The sequence below is a fragment of the Flavobacterium piscisymbiosum genome, assembly GCF_020905295.1.
Taxonomy (GTDB): Bacteria; Bacteroidota; Bacteroidia; order Flavobacteriales; family Flavobacteriaceae; genus Flavobacterium; species Flavobacterium piscisymbiosum.
This window is the reverse complement of record NZ_JAJJMM010000001.1, coordinates 2,804,036-2,824,694: the sequence shown is the minus strand read 5'-3', so window position 1 is coordinate 2,824,694 and position 20,659 is coordinate 2,804,036. Positions and strand designations below refer to the sequence as shown.

General features: G+C 33.8%; 19 protein-coding genes. 3 read left to right on the top strand and 16 right to left on the bottom strand.

The window, feature by feature from the left end; translation table 11 throughout:
• Nucleotides 1-64 precede the first annotated feature (64 nt).
• Both LNP81_RS12305 and LNP81_RS12300 read left to right on the top strand, forming a co-directional pair.
• Nucleotides 65-961, top strand: coding sequence for a DUF4349 domain-containing protein (locus tag LNP81_RS12305; RefSeq protein ID WP_230036186.1), 897 nt, complete (start codon nucleotides 65-67; stop codon nucleotides 959-961).
• Nucleotides 962-1,169: 208 nt separating this feature from the next.
• The gene (locus LNP81_RS12300; protein ID WP_056247280.1) at nucleotides 1,170-1,544 is read left to right on the top strand and encodes a DoxX family membrane protein; all 375 of its coding nucleotides are present in this window, start codon (nucleotides 1,170-1,172) and stop codon (nucleotides 1,542-1,544) included.
• 85 nt (nucleotides 1,545-1,629) lie between these two features.
• Here the strand turns inward: LNP81_RS12300 and LNP81_RS12295 are convergent, their stop codons facing one another.
• From LNP81_RS12295 to LNP81_RS12270, 6 genes are all read right to left on the bottom strand, one after another.
• Nucleotides 1,630-2,172 carry a lipocalin family protein gene (locus tag LNP81_RS12295; RefSeq protein WP_230036184.1) on the bottom strand — a complete coding sequence of 181 codons (543 nt, stop codon included), beginning with the start codon at nucleotides 2,170-2,172 and terminating at the stop codon, nucleotides 1,630-1,632.
• Nucleotides 2,173-2,460: 288 nt separating this feature from the next.
• Complete coding sequence (gene lpdA, locus LNP81_RS12290) at nucleotides 2,461-3,864, bottom strand: dihydrolipoyl dehydrogenase (RefSeq protein ID WP_072964517.1); 1,404 nt, start codon at nucleotides 3,862-3,864, stop codon at nucleotides 2,461-2,463.
• A 238-nt stretch (nucleotides 3,865-4,102) separates the two neighbouring features.
• On the bottom strand, nucleotides 4,103-4,615 hold the full coding sequence (locus LNP81_RS12285) for a hypothetical protein (protein ID WP_230040963.1): 513 nt from the start codon (nucleotides 4,613-4,615) through the stop codon (nucleotides 4,103-4,105).
• A complete protein-coding gene (locus tag LNP81_RS12280; protein ID WP_230036182.1) occupies nucleotides 4,557-4,739 on the bottom strand; it encodes a type II toxin-antitoxin system RelE/ParE family toxin in 183 nt (60 codons plus the stop codon). The genes LNP81_RS12285 and LNP81_RS12280 overlap by 59 nt, the downstream gene beginning before the upstream one ends.
• Before the next feature lie 97 nt (nucleotides 4,740-4,836).
• On the bottom strand, nucleotides 4,837-5,082 hold the full coding sequence (locus LNP81_RS12275; RefSeq protein ID WP_230036180.1) for a hypothetical protein: 246 nt from the start codon (nucleotides 5,080-5,082) through the stop codon (nucleotides 4,837-4,839).
• Nucleotides 5,083-5,415: 333 nt separating this feature from the next.
• On the bottom strand, nucleotides 5,416-5,871 hold the full coding sequence (locus tag LNP81_RS12270; protein WP_099711220.1) for an Lrp/AsnC family transcriptional regulator: 456 nt from the start codon (nucleotides 5,869-5,871) through the stop codon (nucleotides 5,416-5,418).
• A 335-nt stretch (nucleotides 5,872-6,206) separates the two neighbouring features.
• Here LNP81_RS12270 and LNP81_RS12265 point away from each other — a divergent pair, with 335 nt between their 5' ends.
• The gene (locus LNP81_RS12265) at nucleotides 6,207-7,409 is read left to right on the top strand and encodes an aminotransferase class I/II-fold pyridoxal phosphate-dependent enzyme (RefSeq protein ID WP_230036179.1); all 1,203 of its coding nucleotides are present in this window, start codon (nucleotides 6,207-6,209) and stop codon (nucleotides 7,407-7,409) included.
• A 263-nt stretch (nucleotides 7,410-7,672) separates the two neighbouring features.
• Here the strand turns inward: LNP81_RS12265 and LNP81_RS12260 are convergent, their stop codons facing one another.
• The 10 genes from LNP81_RS12260 to LNP81_RS12215 all read right to left on the bottom strand — a co-directional run bounded on the left by LNP81_RS12260 (nucleotide 7,673) and on the right by LNP81_RS12215 (nucleotide 20,575).
• A complete protein-coding gene (locus LNP81_RS12260; protein WP_230036177.1) occupies nucleotides 7,673-8,767 on the bottom strand; it encodes a DUF695 domain-containing protein in 1,095 nt (364 codons plus the stop codon).
• Between the two features lie 159 nt (nucleotides 8,768-8,926).
• Nucleotides 8,927-10,861 carry an amino acid permease gene (locus tag LNP81_RS12255; protein ID WP_230036175.1) on the bottom strand — a complete coding sequence of 645 codons (1,935 nt, stop codon included), beginning with the start codon at nucleotides 10,859-10,861 and terminating at the stop codon, nucleotides 8,927-8,929.
• Nucleotides 10,862-11,505: 644 nt separating this feature from the next.
• Nucleotides 11,506-14,412 (bottom strand): FAD-binding and (Fe-S)-binding domain-containing protein, encoded by a 2,907-nt coding sequence (locus tag LNP81_RS12250; protein WP_230036173.1) that lies wholly within the window; start codon nucleotides 14,410-14,412, stop codon nucleotides 11,506-11,508.
• A 337-nt stretch (nucleotides 14,413-14,749) separates the two neighbouring features.
• Nucleotides 14,750-14,971 (bottom strand): hypothetical protein, encoded by a 222-nt coding sequence (locus LNP81_RS12245; protein WP_072975947.1) that lies wholly within the window; start codon nucleotides 14,969-14,971, stop codon nucleotides 14,750-14,752.
• A 167-nt stretch (nucleotides 14,972-15,138) separates the two neighbouring features.
• Nucleotides 15,139-15,576, bottom strand: coding sequence for a DUF6896 domain-containing protein (locus tag LNP81_RS12240; RefSeq protein ID WP_230036171.1), 438 nt, complete (start codon nucleotides 15,574-15,576; stop codon nucleotides 15,139-15,141).
• A gap of 302 nt (nucleotides 15,577-15,878) precedes the next feature.
• Nucleotides 15,879-16,391, bottom strand: a complete 513-nt coding sequence (locus LNP81_RS12235; protein WP_230036169.1) for a hypothetical protein — start codon at nucleotides 16,389-16,391, stop codon at nucleotides 15,879-15,881.
• Nucleotides 16,392-16,606: 215 nt separating this feature from the next.
• Nucleotides 16,607-18,007: an SIR2 family NAD-dependent protein deacylase gene (locus LNP81_RS12230; RefSeq protein WP_230036167.1), complete on the bottom strand. Its 1,401-nt coding sequence runs from the start codon at nucleotides 18,005-18,007 to the stop codon at nucleotides 16,607-16,609.
• A 123-nt stretch (nucleotides 18,008-18,130) separates the two neighbouring features.
• A complete protein-coding gene (locus LNP81_RS12225) occupies nucleotides 18,131-18,814 on the bottom strand; it encodes a hypothetical protein (protein ID WP_230036165.1) in 684 nt (227 codons plus the stop codon).
• A gap of 247 nt (nucleotides 18,815-19,061) precedes the next feature.
• The gene (locus LNP81_RS12220; RefSeq protein ID WP_230036163.1) at nucleotides 19,062-20,018 is read right to left on the bottom strand and encodes a DUF3137 domain-containing protein; all 957 of its coding nucleotides are present in this window, start codon (nucleotides 20,016-20,018) and stop codon (nucleotides 19,062-19,064) included.
• The gene (locus tag LNP81_RS12215) at nucleotides 20,018-20,575 is read right to left on the bottom strand and encodes a LemA family protein (protein ID WP_230036161.1); all 558 of its coding nucleotides are present in this window, start codon (nucleotides 20,573-20,575) and stop codon (nucleotides 20,018-20,020) included. The genes LNP81_RS12220 and LNP81_RS12215 overlap by 1 nt, the downstream gene beginning before the upstream one ends.
• Nucleotides 20,576-20,659: the final 84 nt, after the last annotated feature.

Here is a 20,659-nt window from a genome sequence, read left to right as displayed (position 1 = left end):
TAACATAAAATCACAAATAATAATTCTAAAAAACATTATTTATTAATCAAATTTTAAAACCTTTATGAAAACAATTGTAAAATTAGGATTGACTTATGTAGTAATCATCGCATTACTATTTTCTTGTAAAAAAGCTGATAATTCTTCGTACGGAGAATCGGCAGATATGAAAGTTTCAGCAGATAGTACGGCTGTTTCATCATCGGCAGCGGTAGTCGATAAAAACAGTAAGCAAAAATTTATTCGAACTGCCGATATTAAATTCAAGGTCAAGAATGTCGTCAAGTCTACCTATGCAATTGAAAACGCTACTCAAAAATTTGGCGGTTATGTTACCTACACCAATTTACAAAGTAACATTCACGACCAGATTAAAACAAAAATCAGTCAGGATAGTACGCTTGAAACTACGAAATATACGGTCGAAAATAATATTACGATTCGCGTTCCTAACACGCAGCTTGATACTGTTATAAAAACTATCGCTAAACAAATCGATTTTCTTGATTTTAGAGTTATCAAAGCTGATGATGTTTCATTGAAATTATTATCGAATCAGCTTTCGCAAAAAAGAAGTGCGACAAACGAAAAAAGAGTTGAAAATGCAATTGATGCCAAAGGCAAAAAATTAAATGATGTTATTGAAGCCGAAAATACTCTGGCCAACCAAAAAGAAGCCAACGACAATCGTACAATTGATAATTTATCATTAAAAGATCAGATTAATTTTAGCACTATTACTTTGCAGCTTTATCAAAATGAAACCATTAGACAGGAAACAATGGCAAGCGAGAAAAACAGCAATGCTTACAAACCAAATCTAGGTTTGCAAATTCTCGATTCGCTTAAAAATGGTTGGTATATCCTTGAAACAATTTTTGTTTTCTTAATTAATCTTTGGCCATTTATTTTACTTGGGTCACTTGGTTTTTTTCTTTACAAAAAACACGGAAAGAAATAATAAAAGTGTTAATAAATTAGCAATTTCATAATGAAAAATTCATTATATTTGATATAGCATTAAATTAAACACATTTTACAGTTATAATGATTATTGAATCCTCAATAAAATAACGTTAAAAACAGATTTTCATTTTATTAGGGACTTCAGATTTAAGATGTTTATCAGCAAATAAATTATATTTTTTAACCTTATTAAATCTAGTATTATGAAAATTGCTACTATTATTGTCCGCGTTTTAATTGGTCTTTTGTTGCTTTTTGCTTCTATAAGTTATTTTTTTCACTTGGCGCCGGAACCGGAAACAACAGGAAACTTTAAAGCTTTTAATGTTGGTTTAATGGCCTCTACGTATATTATGCCTTTAGCAAAGTCGATTGAATTGCTTTGTGGAATTGCTTTTGTAACCGGGCGTTATGTAACATTGGCTAATATTTTGATCTTGCCTATAACGGTAAATATTTTGTTCATCAATTATTTTTTAGCTCCGCAAGGTTTACCAATTGCGGTTTTATTATTCTTAGCTAACTTATTCTTGATTTACAGATATTGGGATAATTATAAATCAGTTTTTACCAGATAATCTCTTTTTACTTAAAATACAGAAACCCGATACTTCTTGAGCATCGGGTTTCTTATTTAATAAAGACTCAACGTTATAATCTTTATTAATTTGTCTTATTGTGTTGTGTCCAAACCAGATCTGTCACTTTATAACCAATTTCCTGAGCTTTTATCAGATAATCTGCTTTTATGCTTTCCGGTATGGTGGTTTCTCTCGAAAGTATCCACATGTATTTTAAATTTTCACCGGCAACAAGTGCGTATTTGTAATTTTCATCAATTGCAATTACATTATATCCGGCATAAAAAGGACCAAAAAATGAGACCTTAAGCATACCAATATTGTCTTTTTTGACAAATTTGGCTTTTCCTATGCTTTCTTCCCATTTGTCTTTTTTGACATTGTAGCCCTTATTATTAACTCTAATCGTACCGTTATCGTTTAGAGAATATTCGGCTGTGACGTTGTTGAGATCTTTTTCATACTTAAAATCCAGTCTGGCAATTTCGTACCATTTTCCTAAGTATCTCGATTTGTCAAAATTAGTGACTGCTTTTGCTTTTTCCGGAATTGTCGCTCCACAGGAATAAAGAGCAAGTGCAACTCCTGCCCCAAGAAGAACCGGAGCTATATATCTATTTTTCATAATATTATCTTTTAGACTTGTAAAGATAACCTGAGAAACCTAAATTTAATTTACAACATTTCTATCTGATTTTATATCTTTTCTGCTACCAATATATAATCTCTCCGAGATATAAAATTTATATGTTATGCCTTAAGTTCATTCAACTCCGTTAGGAGTTTAATGTTGGTAGGAAAAAAAAGTGGTTGATAAAAAGTGTCCCGTAGGGACAGCATAAATAAAACAATAAAAAACCGCCAATCCCAAAAAAATATTGGAATGGCGGTTTTAAATTATGATGTCCGTAGATTATACGTGTAAAGCTCTATTATCTGTAGCGGCCAATGCTGCTTCTTTTACCGCTTCCGCGAAAGTTGGATGCGCATGGCTCATTCTTGAAATATCTTCAGCAGAAGCTTTGAATTCCATTGCTGTAACTGCCTCAGCAATTAAATCAGCTGTACGTGCTCCAATCATGTGAACTCCTAAAACTTCATCTGTTTTCGCATCAGCAATGATTTTCACAAATCCGTCAAGATCTCCACTTGCTCTTGCACGCCCTAATGCTTTGAAAGGAAAACTTCCCACTTTATATTCTGTTCCTGAAGCTTTTACCTGCTCTTCAGTTTGTCCAACTGCAGCAACTTCCGGCCAAGTGTATACTACACCAGGAATTAAGTTATAATCAATATGTGGTTTTTGACCCGCTAAGATTTCAGCAACCATAGTTCCTTCTTCTTCTGCTTTGTGCGCCAACATTGCTCCACGAACAACATCTCCAATTGCATAGATATTTGGAACATTAGTTTGTAAATGATCGTTTACTTCAACTTGTCCTCTGTCTGAAATTTTTACTCCAGCTTTGTCAGCGTTCAATCCATCTGTGTACGGACGACGACCAACAGAAACTAATGAATAATCTCCTTCAAGAGTGATTGTTTCTCCTTTTGCATTTTCAGCCTGAACTACAACAGCATCGCCGTTTCTTTCTACCGATTTTACTTTGTGAGAAACGTAGAATTTCATTCCTTGTTTTTTCAATACTTTAGTCAATTCTTTAGACAAAGAACTATCCATACCCGGAATAATTCTGTCCATGAATTCAACTACAGAAACCTGAGCACCAAGACGTAAGTAAACTTGTCCAAGCTCAATTCCGATAACACCACCACCAATAATTACCAAGTGTTTTGGAACTTCTTTTAAAGCTAAAGCTTCAGTAGAAGTGATGATTCTTTCTTTATCAATTTTGATAAAAGGCAAAGATGATGGTTTTGAACCCGTAGCGATTACAGCATATTTTGTTTCGATAGTTTCTGATGTTCCGTCAGCTTTAGCAACTGCAATGTGCGTTGCGTCTACAAAAGAACCTAAACCATTGAAAACAGTGATTTTATTTTTATCCATTAAGTAGTTGATTCCACCTACGGTTTGATCTACAACGGCTTGTTTACGCGCGATCATTTTCTCTAAATTGATTTTTACATCTCCGGAAACCTCGATTCCGTGATCTGCAAAATGAGCAATTTCGGCATAATGATGAGAAGAAGATAATAATGCTTTTGAAGGAATACAACCTACGTTAAGGCAGGTTCCGCCAAGAGAGTTATACTTTTCTACAATTGCTGTTTTGAAACCTAATTGTGCGCAACGAATTGCTGATACATATCCGCCAGGACCTGAACCTATAATGACTACGTCAAATGAACTCATAGTTTGTAAATTTTATTTTTAGCGATACAAAATTAAGGAATAAAGTTTTGTTTAAAGTTTAAATGGCAATGTTTTTTGTGTGAAATTTTGGATTGGAGGGTTTCTGCCACGAAGGCACTAAGGCACAAAGTTTTTTATGAATTGGGTATTTTAGCGCAGAGTTTGCTAAGGTTTATTTTTTAGTCTCGCAATCCCGATAGCTATCGGGAGCAGAGGCGCAAAGTTTTTATTTTTTGATTTAAATCATATTGTGTGGACCACTTGCTTGTCCGATAACGCCTCCACCAAATTTAACTAGTTCAAACAATCTAGCAACTGACCACGCAATCTCGTCCTGATTACACCAATAGCCATCAATTTCTCCAAATATCTTATAATTAGAAATATTAAATCCTTCCTCAATATCATTAAACCAAATAACTTTGTATCCGCAAATAGCGACAACCCAAAAACCTCCTCCCATTTCACCATATTCTTTCTCTTCCCATTTTATTGGATCGATTTTAATCAAATCCCAGAAATTCTTCAATTCCCCATCTAAATCTTTTTCTGTTTTCTGAATTTCATCAAAAAGCTCACTTAAAGATATCGGTCCCCACTGTTCCATCTTATTATTTTTTTTTATGACTTTCAAATTTAATATTATTTTAAAGACCTTTGCCACTTTGCACCTCAGCCTTTGTCCCTTTTTACTAAGGTTTTCTCTGAGGATTTCTTGAAGTATGAAATACAGGATGAATAATAACATCATTTCCGATAATTTCATAAATAATTACAAAAGGGAATTTTACCAATGTTAATTCGCGATAACATGGTTTCTTTTTTATTTCAAATAATTCTGGATTTGTCTTTAAGACTTTTAGATACGATTTCAAATACGATAGAAATTGCTTTCCTAAACCTTTACTTCTGCTTTCGTAAAATTCAATAGATTAGTCAATTTCTTTTTCTGCTAGTGGTAAAATTTTAAGATTAAAGACTGTATTTAGCGTTCAATCTCTCTTCCTCTTCTTCCCAGGAACTTATTTTATTTTCTCCGGAGATGTATTTTTCTCTCTCTTCAGCAACTATATCATAATAAGAATCAAAAACAATTGATTCTTTTTCATCGTGATTTATGGCATCAAAAACACTTTCTAAAATTTCTAACTTAGAATCATCTTCAATAAATTTTCCAAAATCTTTTATAAGCTTACGTCTTAATTCTTTTGTTTCCATTATCGTTGCATTTTAAATCTTTTTTTTTTGAAATGTGTTAAGATCACTTTCTTTTTTGCTTGAAAAGGCGCGAAGTCGCAAAGTTTTTTAAATATTGGACATACTCATTGAATAGCGTCCAGCTTTAGCTGGATGGAAATATTGTCAATCCGAAAGGGCTTTAGCCAAATCTATGTCGTTTGGCTAAAGCCTTTTCTAGTCGGATCTTATTCCTCCAGCTAAAGCTGGAGGCAACTCAAAAGAACTTTGCTACTCTGCGACTTTGCCTTTAATTAACCGCTATAATAAAAACTTTAAGCCTTAGAATCTTAGCAACTCAGAACCTTAGTATCTTTAAAAAATCACCGTCGAATTCTTTACTTCGCTAATCATAAACATACTTTGCGTACTGCCTATATGTTGCAACGTTGTGAGTTTGGTTACCAGAAATTCTCTGTAGGCTTCCATGTCTTTTACCAGAACTTTTAGGATATAATCATAATCGCCGCTTACGTGGTGACATTCCAGAACTTCGTTGAGTTTGATGACTTCACTTTCGAATTTGGTTAAGAATTCTTTGGTATGCTGAATGAGTTTTAAATGACAGAAAACAACAAATCCTTTTTCCATTTTTGATTTGTCGACTAAGGCTACATAGTTTTTGATTATTCCTTCGCGCTCTAACTTTTTGATTCTCTCATAAACAGCGGTTACCGAAAGATTGAGTTTTAAGGACAACTCTTTGGTTGTTTTTTTACTGTCGGTTTGTAATAGAACCAAGAGTTTTTTGTCGGTGGCGTCTAAAGTCATTTTTGGTTGTTTTATGAAATGAAAGAAAATCTAGTAATTTGGTTTTCCTGAATCAAATTTAGAATAATAATCTATACAAAGTAGATTTTATAGTTTTAAATTCTAATTATTAAACACATCATTGATTAATTTTCCAATAAGATGTTATTTTGAATAGAATTTATTTTGAAAACGAATGCCCTAGCCCTGATAGAAGTGGAAATCCTTTTGTGCCGGGGTTCGGCACAAAAGATTGGAACGGATAGCAGGAAATAGCTCCTAATCCTTTGACTTCGCTCAGGATGACAAATAAATAAACATCAAAAAACAATAAAATATCAATTCAAAAACTAATTATGAAAGACTTTAACCCAGCTGATAAAATTCAGGATTTGCAATACTTTGGTGAATTTGGGGGTGTGAATCCTTCAATTTCTGATTCTTCGACTTATACGTTTCTTTCGGCAAAAACGATGTTCGATACTTTTGAAGGAAATATGGAAGGCTGTTATTTGTATTCACGCCATTCTTCGCCGAGTAATTTGTATCTGGATCAGGCTTTGGCGGCGATGGAAGGAACGGAAACGGCTAATGTTTCGGCTTCAGGAATGGGCGCGATTACGCCTACGCTATTGCAATTGTGCGGTGCGGGCGATCATATTGTTTCGAGCCGAACTATTTATGGCGGAACGTATGCTTTTTTGAAGAATTTTACGCCGCGTTTTGGCATTGAAACGAGCTTTGTAGATATTACTAAACTGGATGTTGTGGAAGCTGCAATTACGCCAAAAACGAAAGTTTTGTATTGCGAAACGGTAAGTAATCCGTTATTGGAAGTGGCCGATATTGCGGGTTTGGCTAAAATTGCTAAAAAGCATAATTTGAAACTGGTTGTCGATAATACTTTTTCACCATTATCGGTTTCGCCTGCTAAATTAGGTGCTGATATTGTGATTCATAGTTTGACAAAATACATAAATGGAAGCAGCGATACGGTTGGCGGTGTGACTTGTGCTTCGAAAGAATTTATTAATTCGCTGAAAAATGTAAACTCAGGAGCAAGTATGCTTTTAGGTCCAACGATGGATAGTTTGCGATCGGCTAGTGTGATGAAGAATCTTCGTACGTTGCATATTCGTATCAAACAACACAGTCATAATGCGCATGTTTTAGCTGACAAATTCGAAAAAGACGGACTTAAAACAGTTTATCCGGGATTGAAAAGTCACCCGAGTCATGAATTATACAAAACGATGATTAATCCTGAATATGGTTTTGGCGGAATGCTAACAATTGATGTTGGCACTTTGGCGAAAGCCAATGAATTAATGGAGTTGATGCAAGCCAGAAATTTGGGTTACTTGGCAGTAAGTTTAGGGTTTTACAAAACGCTTTTTAGCGCGCCGGGAACTTCGACTTCTAGTGAAATTCCGCTTGAAGAACAACACGAAATGGGTTTGACGGATGGTTTGATTCGTTTTTCGATTGGGTTGGATAACGATATTGAGCGTACTTATGAGATGATGAAGGCTTGTATGATGGAATTAGGGGTTCTATAGGGTTATTTCACAGAGATTCGCGGAGAGTTTTCACAGAGATGCACTAAGTTATTTCACGCAGATTTTAAAAGATTGAAGCAGATGTGAGCGGATTTATTTATTGGCTAGCTCAAACAAATCTATTTTAATTTGCTTAAATCTGCAGACCCGAGCGACAGCGAACAGGCGAAGCAATCTGCGTGAAAAAAAATCTTTTTAATCTTTTTAATCTGTGGCAAAAAATAAAAAGCCGTTCTGATATTATTTTCAGAATGGCTTTTGCCTTAATTTTGTTCGAAATGTCTAAAAGATTGCCAATATTTATCTTTGTAAATTTCATAGCTTATTTCAAAAGTGTGGCTGTATTTTTTGATTATAGCATCTAAAACTTTTGGTGGCTTTCTGAACTCTTTACATGCAAAAAAGATTTCTCTGTTATTGTTGGCTGTCTCTCTTCCAATGTTTAGATATCCATCAGAGTCTGGCAAACTAACCATTATTTCTTCTTCAATGTCATTTAATAACTTATAAGTTACCTCATCAGGCAGACCGGTTTCATCTGTTTTTTGAAATGGAATTGCAACAATAAAAATCCAGGGATGAGATGCTTTTTTATCCCATTCTATAAGCGTCGAATTGATTATTGCTAAGACAACTCCGCCTTCTTGACTTTTTCCTTCAAAATTTGCATAGCCGTCATTTTCTGTATTGTGTCTGATCCCGTAGTACTTTTCTACAAATTCTTTTTCTCTCCAGATTAAATAATCTTTTAATTTTTCAATTGGAATCAATTCCTGAGAAACGTTCTCATTTCCTATTACTTCGAGATTATCAATTAAAGTTACTGAATGTAATTCTCCCAAAAAGTTATCTAAGAAAATATAAACTCCATTTGTAACTGTAGCTTTTTTATCTTCCTCAAAATTCTCATAAACCACAGTTAGGTCAATTTCGTCCGGATAACTTTTATGCAAATTGGGATAAAACTTTAAATTACCAGAATTAAATTCAAAGTTCTCGTAAGTAATACTGACATCTTCAATATTTGATGCTGGTTTAAGTGCAGTAAACTTCCACCCTTCAATTTTAGGAGCCGCATTAACGAGCTCCTCTATTATATAAATATTTCTGATTATTCCGTCTGGAGTCAACACCAATTCTGCCGTTTCATCATTTAACATCCCTGCAAGAAAATAAATCCCATCATGGATTTCGTTTAATTTTGGTACTAATTTATCAAAGAAATCCTGATGTATGTTTTGTCCGTTTTGAACAATTTTGAAAAACTCTTTTTCATGTTTTAGAAACCAATTCCAAAAGTCGCTGTAGGATTCAATGGGAGTGTCTTTTTTGCCCAGTAAATTTTTAAGGAAACTCATTTATTTAAAATATTAAATTAAAATTATAAGTGTAAACTTAAAGAAAAACTTTCAGAACAAATAAGAATACAACCACAAAAACAAAACAAAAAAAGCCGTTCTGAAATCGATCAGAACGGCTTTTCCATTTATAATTTACAATTCACAATTAATAATTATCTACGCTTCTGCAGGGAAATTAAGTTTACTGTTTTTTCTACTGTAGGTAAAGTAAATCACAAGTCCGATTAGTAACCAGATGGTGAAATAAATCCAGTTCCAAACGCTTAATTCGGCCATCATGTAAAGGCAACAAATAAGCCCTAAAAGTGGAATTAAAGACAGATTTTTTCTGAATGCCCAAACGGCTAAACCAACTAAAACGAATAAGAATATCCACATTGGGATTTTGTGTTTGAATAAACTGAAACCTGATTCGTATTTTAAGGAATCGCTGATCGGCAATCCTTTTACAACCTCAGCATATTTAGCATCATCGTCTTGGTATTGACTTAGTAAATGTTCTAAATCTGATGTTTCGGCAGTTATATTTTTAACATCGATACTTTCTAAATAATTGAAAACTTTCGCTGATTGTTCTTTGTCCAGAGAGGTAATAATTGTCGTTGCATCGTTTGTTTGTGCATCATTATTTATAAAAGCCATTGTCGCTTTACTGTTGAATGCGAAAGCATAATACAATCCGGCAATCATTAAAACAGGCAAGATAAATTTTGAATTTACATAAGGGGTTTTGAATTTTCCTCTTGGAATCTCCGGTTTATTTTGTAAAACCAAAACTCCTGCACAAACCAAAACAAAGGCAAATAATGTTCCAATACTACATAAATCCGTAACCATCGTCAGGTTCAGGAACAAGGCCGGAACTGCAACAACAAAACCGGTTACAATGGTTGCAAATGAAGGTGTTTTGAATTTTGGGTGAACAGTAGAAAATTTCTTTGGCAATAAACCATCACGGCTCATACTCATCCAGATACGAGGCTGTCCCATCTGGAAAACCAGAAGAACGCTCGCCATAGCCACTACAGCACTTACGGCTATAATTCCTGACATCCATTTAAGGTTTAATTTATCGAAAACAAACGCCAGAGGATCTCCAACATTTAATTCGTTATAACGCACCATTCCGGTTAAAACCAAGGCAATGGCAATATATAAAATAGTACAAATAATAATCGCCCACATCATTCCGCGTGGTAAATCACGTTGCGGATTTTTACATTCTTCAGCAGTTGTTGAGATCGCATCGAAACCAATATAAGCAAAGAAAACAGCCGAAACTCCTTTTAAAACGCCACTTACACCATTTGGTGCAAACGGATCCCAATTGGCTGTATCGACATAAAATACACCAACTGCAATTACTAAAAGTACGATACAAAGTTTTACAATTACCATTAAGTTACTGGCGTTACGAGATTCTTTCATCCCTCTGTAAACCAAAGCGGTAATTAAAACAATGATGAACAATGCCGGCAAATCGGCTACGAAATGGAAAGATCCAATTGTTGGCGCTGTAGTCCAGGCTGTATACGCTTCTTGTAGACCTCTACCCAAATTGTCGTATGATTTTCCGCCCTGCATTAAAGCTGTGGCATCTTTAAATCCGTTTGAAGCGGTTAGATAATCCATCTGTATCCATTGCGGGAGATGAATTCCGCCACTCTGGAGCAGTCCCGTAAAGTAATCACTCCACGATATGGCGACCGTTATATTCCCAACTGCATATTCCATGATTAAAGCCCAACCTATTATCCAGGCGATTAGTTCTCCAAAAGCTACATACGAGTACGTATAAGCACTTCCTGAAACGGGAACCATTGAGGCAAATTCGGCGTAAGCAAAAGCCGCAAAACTACAGGCTAATGCCGTAAATAAAAACAAGAAGATAACCGCTGGACCACCGTCTGCACTGGCTTTTCCGATAGTACTAAAAATTCCGGCTCCTACAATAGCAGCAATCCCGAAAGCAGTTAAATCTTTGGTCGTTAAATGTTTTCCTAATGCATTATGACCGTCTGCTTCGTTTTTTGCAACTTGTTTCAGAATATCTTGTACCGTTTTTTTTCGGAATAAACCTGATAATGCCATATATGGTTTTACTTTTAAAATTAATTTAAATCGGTGTTTGCGGTTTTATTTTGCAAATAATGCAAAAATTATCCTGATTTCAAATATATAAAACGATTTTGTTTTATCAGTGAATTATTTTTGCCACGAAGGCGCTAAGTCACAAAGTTTTTTTTTGCACGCTGGTTTTAACTGGTAAAACGGATTAACGCGGGTTTCTTTTTAGTCTTTGTCAAAAAAAATCTGCTAAATCTGCCAAATCTGCGAGAGAAAAAATTTAGCCACAGATTAAAATGATTAACACAGATTATTTTAATATGAATTTCACGCAGATTTAAAATGATTTAAGCAGATGCGCGCAGATTATTTTATAAAAATCTAAATTAAACCTGTTGAAATCTGCTCCAGATAGCTATCTGGATTGTGTTAGACAAAATCATTTTAATCTTAATAATCTGTGGCTGAACTTTTTTAACCGCAAATTTCACAAATTAGCACAAATTATTTCACGCAGATTTGGCAGATTTAAGCCGATGCGCACAGATTCTTTATTAAACAAAATCCAAATAGATCTGCTTAAATCTGCAGAATCTGCGTGAAACAAAAAAAATCCGTGTTCATCCGCGTTTTCACGAAGTGAATCTGTGTCATCTGCGTGCCATCTCTCAACGCAAGCAATTTCTCAAAATACTCACCGGATGTTGTGCTTCTCTACTCGTTCCGTCAAAAATTTGATGGCGGCAGCTGGTTCCTGCGGCGGCGATTTTTACGTTTTCTCCGGTGGCACGCACTTTTGGGAATAGGGTATCTTCTCCCATTTGCATGCTTACCTGATAATGTTCTTTTTCGTAACCGAACGATCCTGCCATTCCGCAACAACCCGAATTGTAAATTGTAACTGTATTATTGGTTGGTAAATTCAGCATGGCGAAAGTCGCTTCTACCGAACTCAATGATTTTTGATGACAATGTCCGTGAATCTTGATTTCTTTCTTTTCATCTGAGAAAGAATCCGGTTTTATTTTTCCGTCGATGATTTCTTTTTTAAAGAATTCTTCGATTGTAAAAGCGCTTTGCGATACTTTTTCAGCAGCTTCCTTATCATCAGCCAAACGTAAATATTCGTCTCTAAAAGTCAGAATTGCCGAAGGTTCGATGCCTATCAATGGCGCTTTCGCGGAAATTAAATCCTTGAAAATATTTACATTGATATTCGCGATCTTTTTGGCTTCTTCCAGAAATCCTTTTGATAAATAGGTTCTTCCGCTTTCTTCGTGATCTACGATTAGCACTTCGTAACCTAATTTCGTCAATAATTCAAAAGCGTCGATTCCGATATTTACATCATAATAATTCGTGAATTCGTCATTAAACAAATACACTTGACCGTTTGGGAAATCGCTTTTTTGTGCTTTATGATTCTCGTACCATTTTTTGAACGTCTTTTTCGCCAAAAGCGGAACTTGTCTTTCAGGCGCAATTCCCATGCTTTTTTTAACAAGCGATTGATTCGAAATAAAGTTGGTGATCGACGGAAACTTACTTCCCATTTTATTCAATTTTGCGTTGTGCGCAAAAATCTTATTTCGGGTCGAAAATCCGTTTGCTTTTTGATATTGGTATAAAAATTCGGCTTTCAAAGTTGCAACGTCCACATTACTCGGACATTCGCTGGCGCAGGCTTTACAGCTTACACACAACTCAAAAACTTCGTAAAGTTCTTTCTGGTCGAATTTATTTTCTTTTTCAGAATACGTCAAATATTCACGCAACGCATTGGCTCTTGCACGCGTTGTTTCTTTTTCATTTTTGGTCGCACGATAACTCGGGCACATTGCTCCTCCTGCCGATGGTAATTTTCGACAATCGCCAGATCCGTTGCATTTTTCGGCAGCGCGCAAAATTCCTAAACTGTCTGAGAAATCCTGAAACGTTTTAATATCCGGTTCTACCCTGCCCGAAACTACACGATGGTTTTCATCCATTTTCAAGGCATTGACAATCTTCCCAATATTCAAAACCGAATTCGGGTCAAATGCCAATTTGATTCTTTTCAGCAATTCATAATTGGTTTCGCCAATCATAAACGGAATAAATTCTCCGCGCACAATTCCGTCGCCGTGTTCACCGCTTAATGAACCTCTGTATTTCTTCACCAAAATCGCCACATCGGTCGCGATGGTTCTAAAGAGTTTAAGATCTGATGTTTTCTTCAAATTCAAAACCGGACGCAAATGCAGTTCGCCCGCTCCGGCATGCGCATAATAAATTGCACCTTGTCCGTGGCGTAACATCATTGCCGAAAACTCCGCAATATAAGCCGGTAAATCACTTAATTCAACCGCTGTATCTTCAATAGAATCGGCTGCTTTTTCGTCGCCTACAATACTTCCTAAAAGTCCGAGACCGGCTTTCCTCAATTCGTTTACTTTTTCGATATCGGCACCGTAAATTTTTACGAGCGCGTAACCAAAGTTATTTTTTTCTAAATCGGCCACCAAAGCATTCGCTTGTCTTTCGGCATCTTCAGGATCGTGCGAAGCCACTTCAAACATCATAATTGCTTTTGGTTCTCCAACCAAAAAGAATCTGTTTTTTATGTGTTCACGACTTGTTTTGGTACAATCTAAAATCGTATCGTCGATCATTTCGCAAGTGTACAAATGATGTTTCATTGCTACCTCAACAGATTCCAGCGATTCCTGAATGCTATGATAATGCGCCACGACCATAATATTATTCGCAGGCGGTAAATCATCGACTTTTAAGGTAATTTCATAAGTAAAGGCCAAAGTTCCTTCGCTTCCGCAAAGTAATTTCCCTACGTTTATTGTAGGTTCAGTTCCGCCAAACAAATCCGATTTTAAGAGAATATCAACGGCATAACCTGTATTTCGTCTATGAATTTCCGGTTTCGGAAACTCTTTTATAATTTCGTCCTGCGTTGCTTTTACCGAAAGTTCGTCGTAAAGACTTTTATATATTTTATTTTCTAAAGTATCTCCTTTGGTTTTTTCGATAAATTCAGCCGAAGTCAGTTTGTTAAAAACCACTTCCGACCCATCGCTCAAAAGTCCTTTGATTTCGACAATTTTATCACGCGTTACACCATATCTGATGGAAGTTGTCCCAGAAGAATTATTCCCCACCATTCCGCCAATCATACATCGGTTTGTCGTCGAAGTATTAGGACCAAAAAATACGCCGTGGGGTTTCAGAAATAAATTAAGTTCGTCGCGAATCACACCGGGCTCAACTGTAACTGTTTTTTTTATCGGGTCAAAATTCAGGATTTTGGTAAAGTTTTTCGAAACATCGACCACAATTCCGTCACCAACCGTTTGCCCGGCAAGCGAAGTTCCGGCCGTTCTTGGTGTAATCGAAAGATGATGCTGTGCTGCAAACCTGATTATTTTACTAATGTCTTCGATTGTTTTAGGCACAGCAACCGCTTTTGGTCTAATCCTGTACACCGAAGCATCGGTCGAATAAAGCGTTTTATGAAGATCATCGTATAAAAGTGTTCCTTCTAGCGATGTTGATAATTGTTCTAACTCCTTAGTTATTGACATTTTTGCTGAATATGATTTCACAAAAATAGTTATTTTTTTTAAGGTTCTATCCCGAAACTTCGGGACTAAGACACTAAGGTTCTAAGGTTTTCTTGTGATGCCATTTTTTGAAATGGAATTTGGAATTTTTAATATTGGAAGTTCATTTTTTTCAGGAGCTATTTCCTGCTATTCGTTTCAATCTTTTGTGTCCGCCGCGGCGGACACAAAAGGATTTCCACTTCTATCAGGGCTAGGGTACTCTTTTTCATAAGAAGTTTTGTCTAAAATTAATTGACAAGAAATCATTACCCAACAATACCCTCATTCAATATTTACAATCCCTACTTACATGACTTTACTTTGATTTGTTGACAGTATAAATTCCGCCCACAAGTAAAATGATGCCCAGTCCTAAATAAAGGTATCCTTGTTGTTTACCGGATTCGTTTGACGCATTAATTTTTAGTCCTAATAAATTGATTTCTTTTGTATTATCAGCTATTTTGTTGATACCTATATATCCCACACCGAGACTAATAACGATTAGAATTATTCCTATTATTTTTGATGGATTCATGTCTTTTGAATTTAATTGTTTCTCTAATTTAAGAAAAATATTTTTCAATCAGACTATAATAGTCATTTTATCCTAATTGATTAGCGAAATAGTGGGTAGTAAATCTATGTCTTTTGGTGCTCGATTGCATTGAGGACTCTTTTTCATAAGAAGGTTTATTGGAAAAACTAATTTATAACATAAGGCGGTTCCAGAAGAACTCTATATTCCATAAAAACACATCCAAAATCTTTTCCTTCTATTCCCTCAATAATAACCCAACCCAAAATTCCTTTATTGAAAAGTTGATACAATTCATATTCAATAAATTCAGGACTATAATTTAATTTTTGATATTCAGGGTGCGTTCTAATAAGTTCTGAAAATTTCCATTGCGAAAACTCAATTTCATTTATAGCAATGTCATAAGCATAAATAACTCCATCTTTTTCTGCCGTACAGCCACTTCCATGAAACCAATATTCAATTCCATCAATATTTCCTTTTCTTTCAAAAAAAGTACGAGAAAACGAACATGGATTTATATCTTGTTTGTACTTATCCTTTAGTAAAGTTTCAAAATTTCTAATGAACTTAATATAGTTTGTTAAGATTTCTTCTATCATAGTTTGCACTTCAAATCTAAATCTAAAAATGCAATTTTCCAAAGAGATTTTCCAATCTTGTCATTTCTACAAAATAGACACCGCTCTGCGAAGTCTCCCGACTTCGTAGCGACAACGATTGGCAAATACAGTTATTTTAATATTGGAACGGGTACGAAGTCGGGAGACTTCGCACAGCAAAATTTCACGTTTCGAGAAGACTTCAGAGAGCTGGGTAATTTCTAATAATATTTTTTTATAACGAAACCTCGATCTTAAAAAGATCAAGGTTTCTTTGTTTATTTTTTCTTAATTTATAAAAGCTAAAGAAGATCATTTTCAATTTGTAATGATTGATTTTTTCTAAAGTTTTTATTATAAGAACTTAAAGCTTTACCTAGATCTCTTTCTAAATTGTTTATTTTTATTTTTTGATTAATATAATGCTTGTGATATTCAAAATTTACTAAAACCAAATTTATATTATCAAAAGCAAATTTAGCAGCTATATGTAATGAATCATCTGTTATCTCTTTATCGGCAAATTCATTTTTAATAATCGTTTTTAATAAAGTATTAAACCATCCTACCTTCCGTAAGTCGAAATGAGCAGGAATACGTTCAGCAAAACATCTTGCTACACAATTACCTACATAATAACATTTATCCTTTGATTTAAATATATATACTCCAATTCCTGAACGAATTGGTTCTCCGTTATAATAAAGCAAATCTCTGACTTTCAAATCTTTTAATGCTATTCCTTCAATACGATTTATCTCATCAACAAATTGTTCAGTTGTTTTATTATCACGAAATGTAATTAGGTAATTCATAGATTTAATTTTTATTAAGAATCATTAGTATCGCCTTTGATACAAATACAATAGATTAGAAAGACAGTTCTGGAAAAAACTACGAGAACAATGACCAGACTATTTTAGAAAGTGATATTAATTGATATTCTATTTGGGCAAGAGCGAGACACTCGCGCTAGCGGCGAATACTTCAAATTTATTTTTATTTATTATTAACTTGATTAAATAAGTTTTCAATTGTTATACTTTTTTAAATCATAGACACTTAATAGTTTTCTATAATCAGTTGATGTTGTTGACATTTTCTCCCTTAAAAATTGCTCTATTTCATCCAGATTAATATTATCTTGGAAAGTACTCCACATTAATGCATTCATTTTACTCGATGGAGGAATATGTTCATCTTCCATAATACCATCAATAGATCCATGCATAACCTTACATGATACTGGCATATTTTTCATGCATAAATTTATATTATTTACCTGTTGTTTTTTTAATTTATCCGCAGTCTCAAATCCACTATTAATTTTGTGGAAACCAAAAACTGGAAAATATTGAGTTGCTTGAATTTTAAATTTATCAATTAAATTTAAAATTTGAATATTAGACTCGTCAATAACATTAAAGTAATTTGATAAAAGTTCAGCTCCTGTTTCAAAATGATAACTTATTGTTTTTTGTGAGCCGATTGCTAGAATTTTTTCTCCATTTTTTAAGGTGTCTAAATCTTCCGTAATACTAACTTTTATATCTCCTCCTGCATACATTTCCTTGACTATGTTTTGAACTTTTCTAATATCTAGGGCACTTACTGGTAATTGAAGATCTGAAATTGAATTATATATTGAAGAGAAATCATCAGTTTTAATTTTATTAATACGAATTGTTAAATCTCCTTCTAAAACTATATCATGCTCACTTATAGTTAGATCATCAATATCTTTTCCATATTCAACAAGCAAAAAGTTATTTTTTATTTTTGTAGCTAATTCAGAATTTGGCTCTACATAAGAAAAAATTGTTTTTAAAATTTTCTTTATATTTTCATCTCCAACACTATAACCTAGAAAAACAATCGGATTATGAATAAATAATGATAGCAACTGCGCTCTTATCAATTCAAATTTATTATCAAAAGCCTCATAATCATTATTTGTTATAATAATTTTTTCAGGATTCTCAAAACATCCATGAATTTTATAAACTGAGCCATAAGGATTACTTAATAAAATATTATTACCAATCAATTTTGTAAACTCGAAAATATTTTCAATTAAGCCATCATAATTTGTAGTAATAACAGAACCTATATTTTTCCTAATCTTTTTAAGATCTTTTAATTCTTCAAGCATTTCATCTCTAAATTCTATTTTAGAAAATAACTCTGCAATATAAATTTTAAACCTACTTATGCTTATTGAATTTTTCATCTTTTCATAAAAAACATCATTGATATGTTTAAATTTTCCATTTCTATCTTCTTGTAAAGTAGAATTAAATTTTTCTTCAATAATATTAGCAATTTTTAAATAATCAAAAGTAGAATTTGTATGACAGTGAGACTTTACATCTAAATAATATTCAGGATTTCCAGTTAGTTCTAAAGCGATTTTACTTAATAACCATCCCATGTGTAAGAATTTTTTAAATATCTTAAACTTATACCTGTCCCTATAAAAAGAATTGGGTGATTTCTATACTGAGAAATAAATTCTTGAATTTCCATAATGTTTCAATTTCAAATGATGTTTTAACTAGTCTCTATCTACTTCTTTTAAATCTTCCAATGTTGAATCAATTAAAATCGGAACTTTACCATTTTGAATTTCCGAGTAACTCACTTCTTGTCCATTATAAAGGTCAACTGCAATACAATAGTCTGGATTTACATAAAAATCTTTTGAATGGTGTTTATCTAAATATCTATAAATCATATCTGCAAACATTCCAAGTTCACTTTTTTTGAAACCATTTATTTGAGCTACAAACCAAACTCCTGCTATTTCTTCACTTTTTTTATTTGAAAATGTAAAAATGTGACAAGGTTTGGCTTCAATTGGAAATCCTTTTATATTAAGTATAGCATGATCTTTTGGTTGCGTAAGAAAAATCAAATCAACATCTGGTTTTAAATGTTTAAAATCATAATCCTTAAAATTATTTACAATGTCGAGATTTCTTTGAAATTGATCTTTTATTCTTCCATCTTCTTCAATATTAATTTTATCAATCAATAGATTAATCTTCTCATCTAACAAATCTGCATTGTCAAACTTAAAAGTATTTCTAATAGCACTCAAACAACTAATCCAGTAATCACCTCCAGAATCATCCGGCGATTTTATTTTCTCTTTATCAAGATTTTTAACAAAAGTGATCTTAGTTCTTTCACTTTTTCCTCTGAATTTAATTAATTGTTTTACTGTAATTTTTTCCATAGCTAGAAATCTTTTAATATTGATAGAATATTTTTTATACTAAAAACAAATATCAATACTCAAGTAATATCTTTTTTACGGAAAACCATATTGTATCAATAATTCACTGAAAACAAGATTAGTAATAAATAAAAGAAAACAAGCAAGTAGTAATACCTGTTTTATATTGTAATAAAAAAAACCGCTTCATAAATCTTGAACAAATCAAAATCTATCAAACGGTTAAAATATTTTATAAAAAGAAAGCTTACCCCTTCCCCCAAATCCTCGTATTCAAATCCAGTTCATGAACAATATCATGCATAAACTGAACAATCGAAAGATCATCGGTAAGTAAATCGGGTACTAAAAGCGACGTATGTATAGGCGCTTCGAAGTAATTGTTGCTTAGCGGGAAAGCGATATACATTTTTGAACTTATAAACGAAAGCGAAATCGTTTCGTCGGATTTATTGTTTAAGTCCAAAATTCTTTCCATCATGGCGGGCGTTAAGATATATCTTGCCTCGATTTGATTTCTGGAATAGGTAACAAACTGATTATCGAAATTGGTGTTTTCTAACTGTACAATTTCAGTATTTCCAAAACTGAAAATATTTTTAGAAAACCATGCGCCAACCGTATTTCCAAAGCTTTTTGGCCTGACAACTGTCGAAACCGTGAAGTTTTTATTAAAGTCGGCTACAAAAATAATTCCTTTAAAAATCGTATGCCATTCGGTACGCGTTCCGTTTTTGGTTTGCGTCTCGGTTTTATATTCGGCGTGAACTTCGGCAAACGAGAAAGAAGTTTTATCGACAGTTCCGCTTATTAAATCCTGTGTTTTATAGCGATCCGGTTCTGTTGTAAAAAGGTCAGAATCTATAAATTCACCTTCCATAAGTCCGCTTTGAGGTACAAAAGTGAGACTTTCGTTGATCTTTTTTAATGCCGTTGATACAACATTCATTTTATAAGCTACTTTGTATTTTTGGGCATCACCATCGATCTGAAAAAGCATTACAATACCCACAATTATCGGAATCAAACTTAATATAATAGCCACAGTTGCAGCTCCTATAAGTAATCCGCCCACGATAAGTAATGCTGCAATACCAAATACGGTGTAACAAACGGTATAAGTCGACGCAATTTTTTTACGGTCAACTTCTAATGTATTCAAAACCTCCTGCAAGGCGGGATTATTACTGATTTCTGAATCCATTAGCGATTAAAAAGCTCTTTTGCACTAATATTTTTACGCTCTTCTTCGGCTGTTGCCAAAACTTCGATTGGAGTATAACTCAACATTCCGGCAAATAAATTACCCGGAAACATCATAATAGCGTTATTAAAATCTGTTACCACAGCATTATAAGTTCTTCTGGCAGCAGCAATTTGCTCTTCGCTTTCTGTCCAGGTGGTTTGCAAATTAGTAAAGCTTGCGTTTGCTTTTAGATCTGGATAATTTTCGACATTTACCATTAAACCTCTTACCGTCGTGCTCAATTCTGCATCAAGACTTGCTTTTTCGGTATCACTAACGGAACCGGAAGTTGCTTTGGCACGAAGCTCAACGATTTTTGTTAAAGTACTTTGTTCGTAATCGGTATATTGTTTTACAATTTCAACCAGATTCGGAATCAAATCAAAACGTTTTTTAAGCATCACATCAATAGCCGAAAAAGCATTCGTTACCTGATTTCTTTTTCCGATAAGGGAATTATAATAAAAGATCCATAAAAAGATAAAGAGGATAAGGATGGGTAAAATAACAAACATGAATTTAGTTTTAATTGGTTGGGTTCAAATATAAAAAACAAAATGAATCTTTTTTAATTTTCATACGGTATTTCTTAAATTATA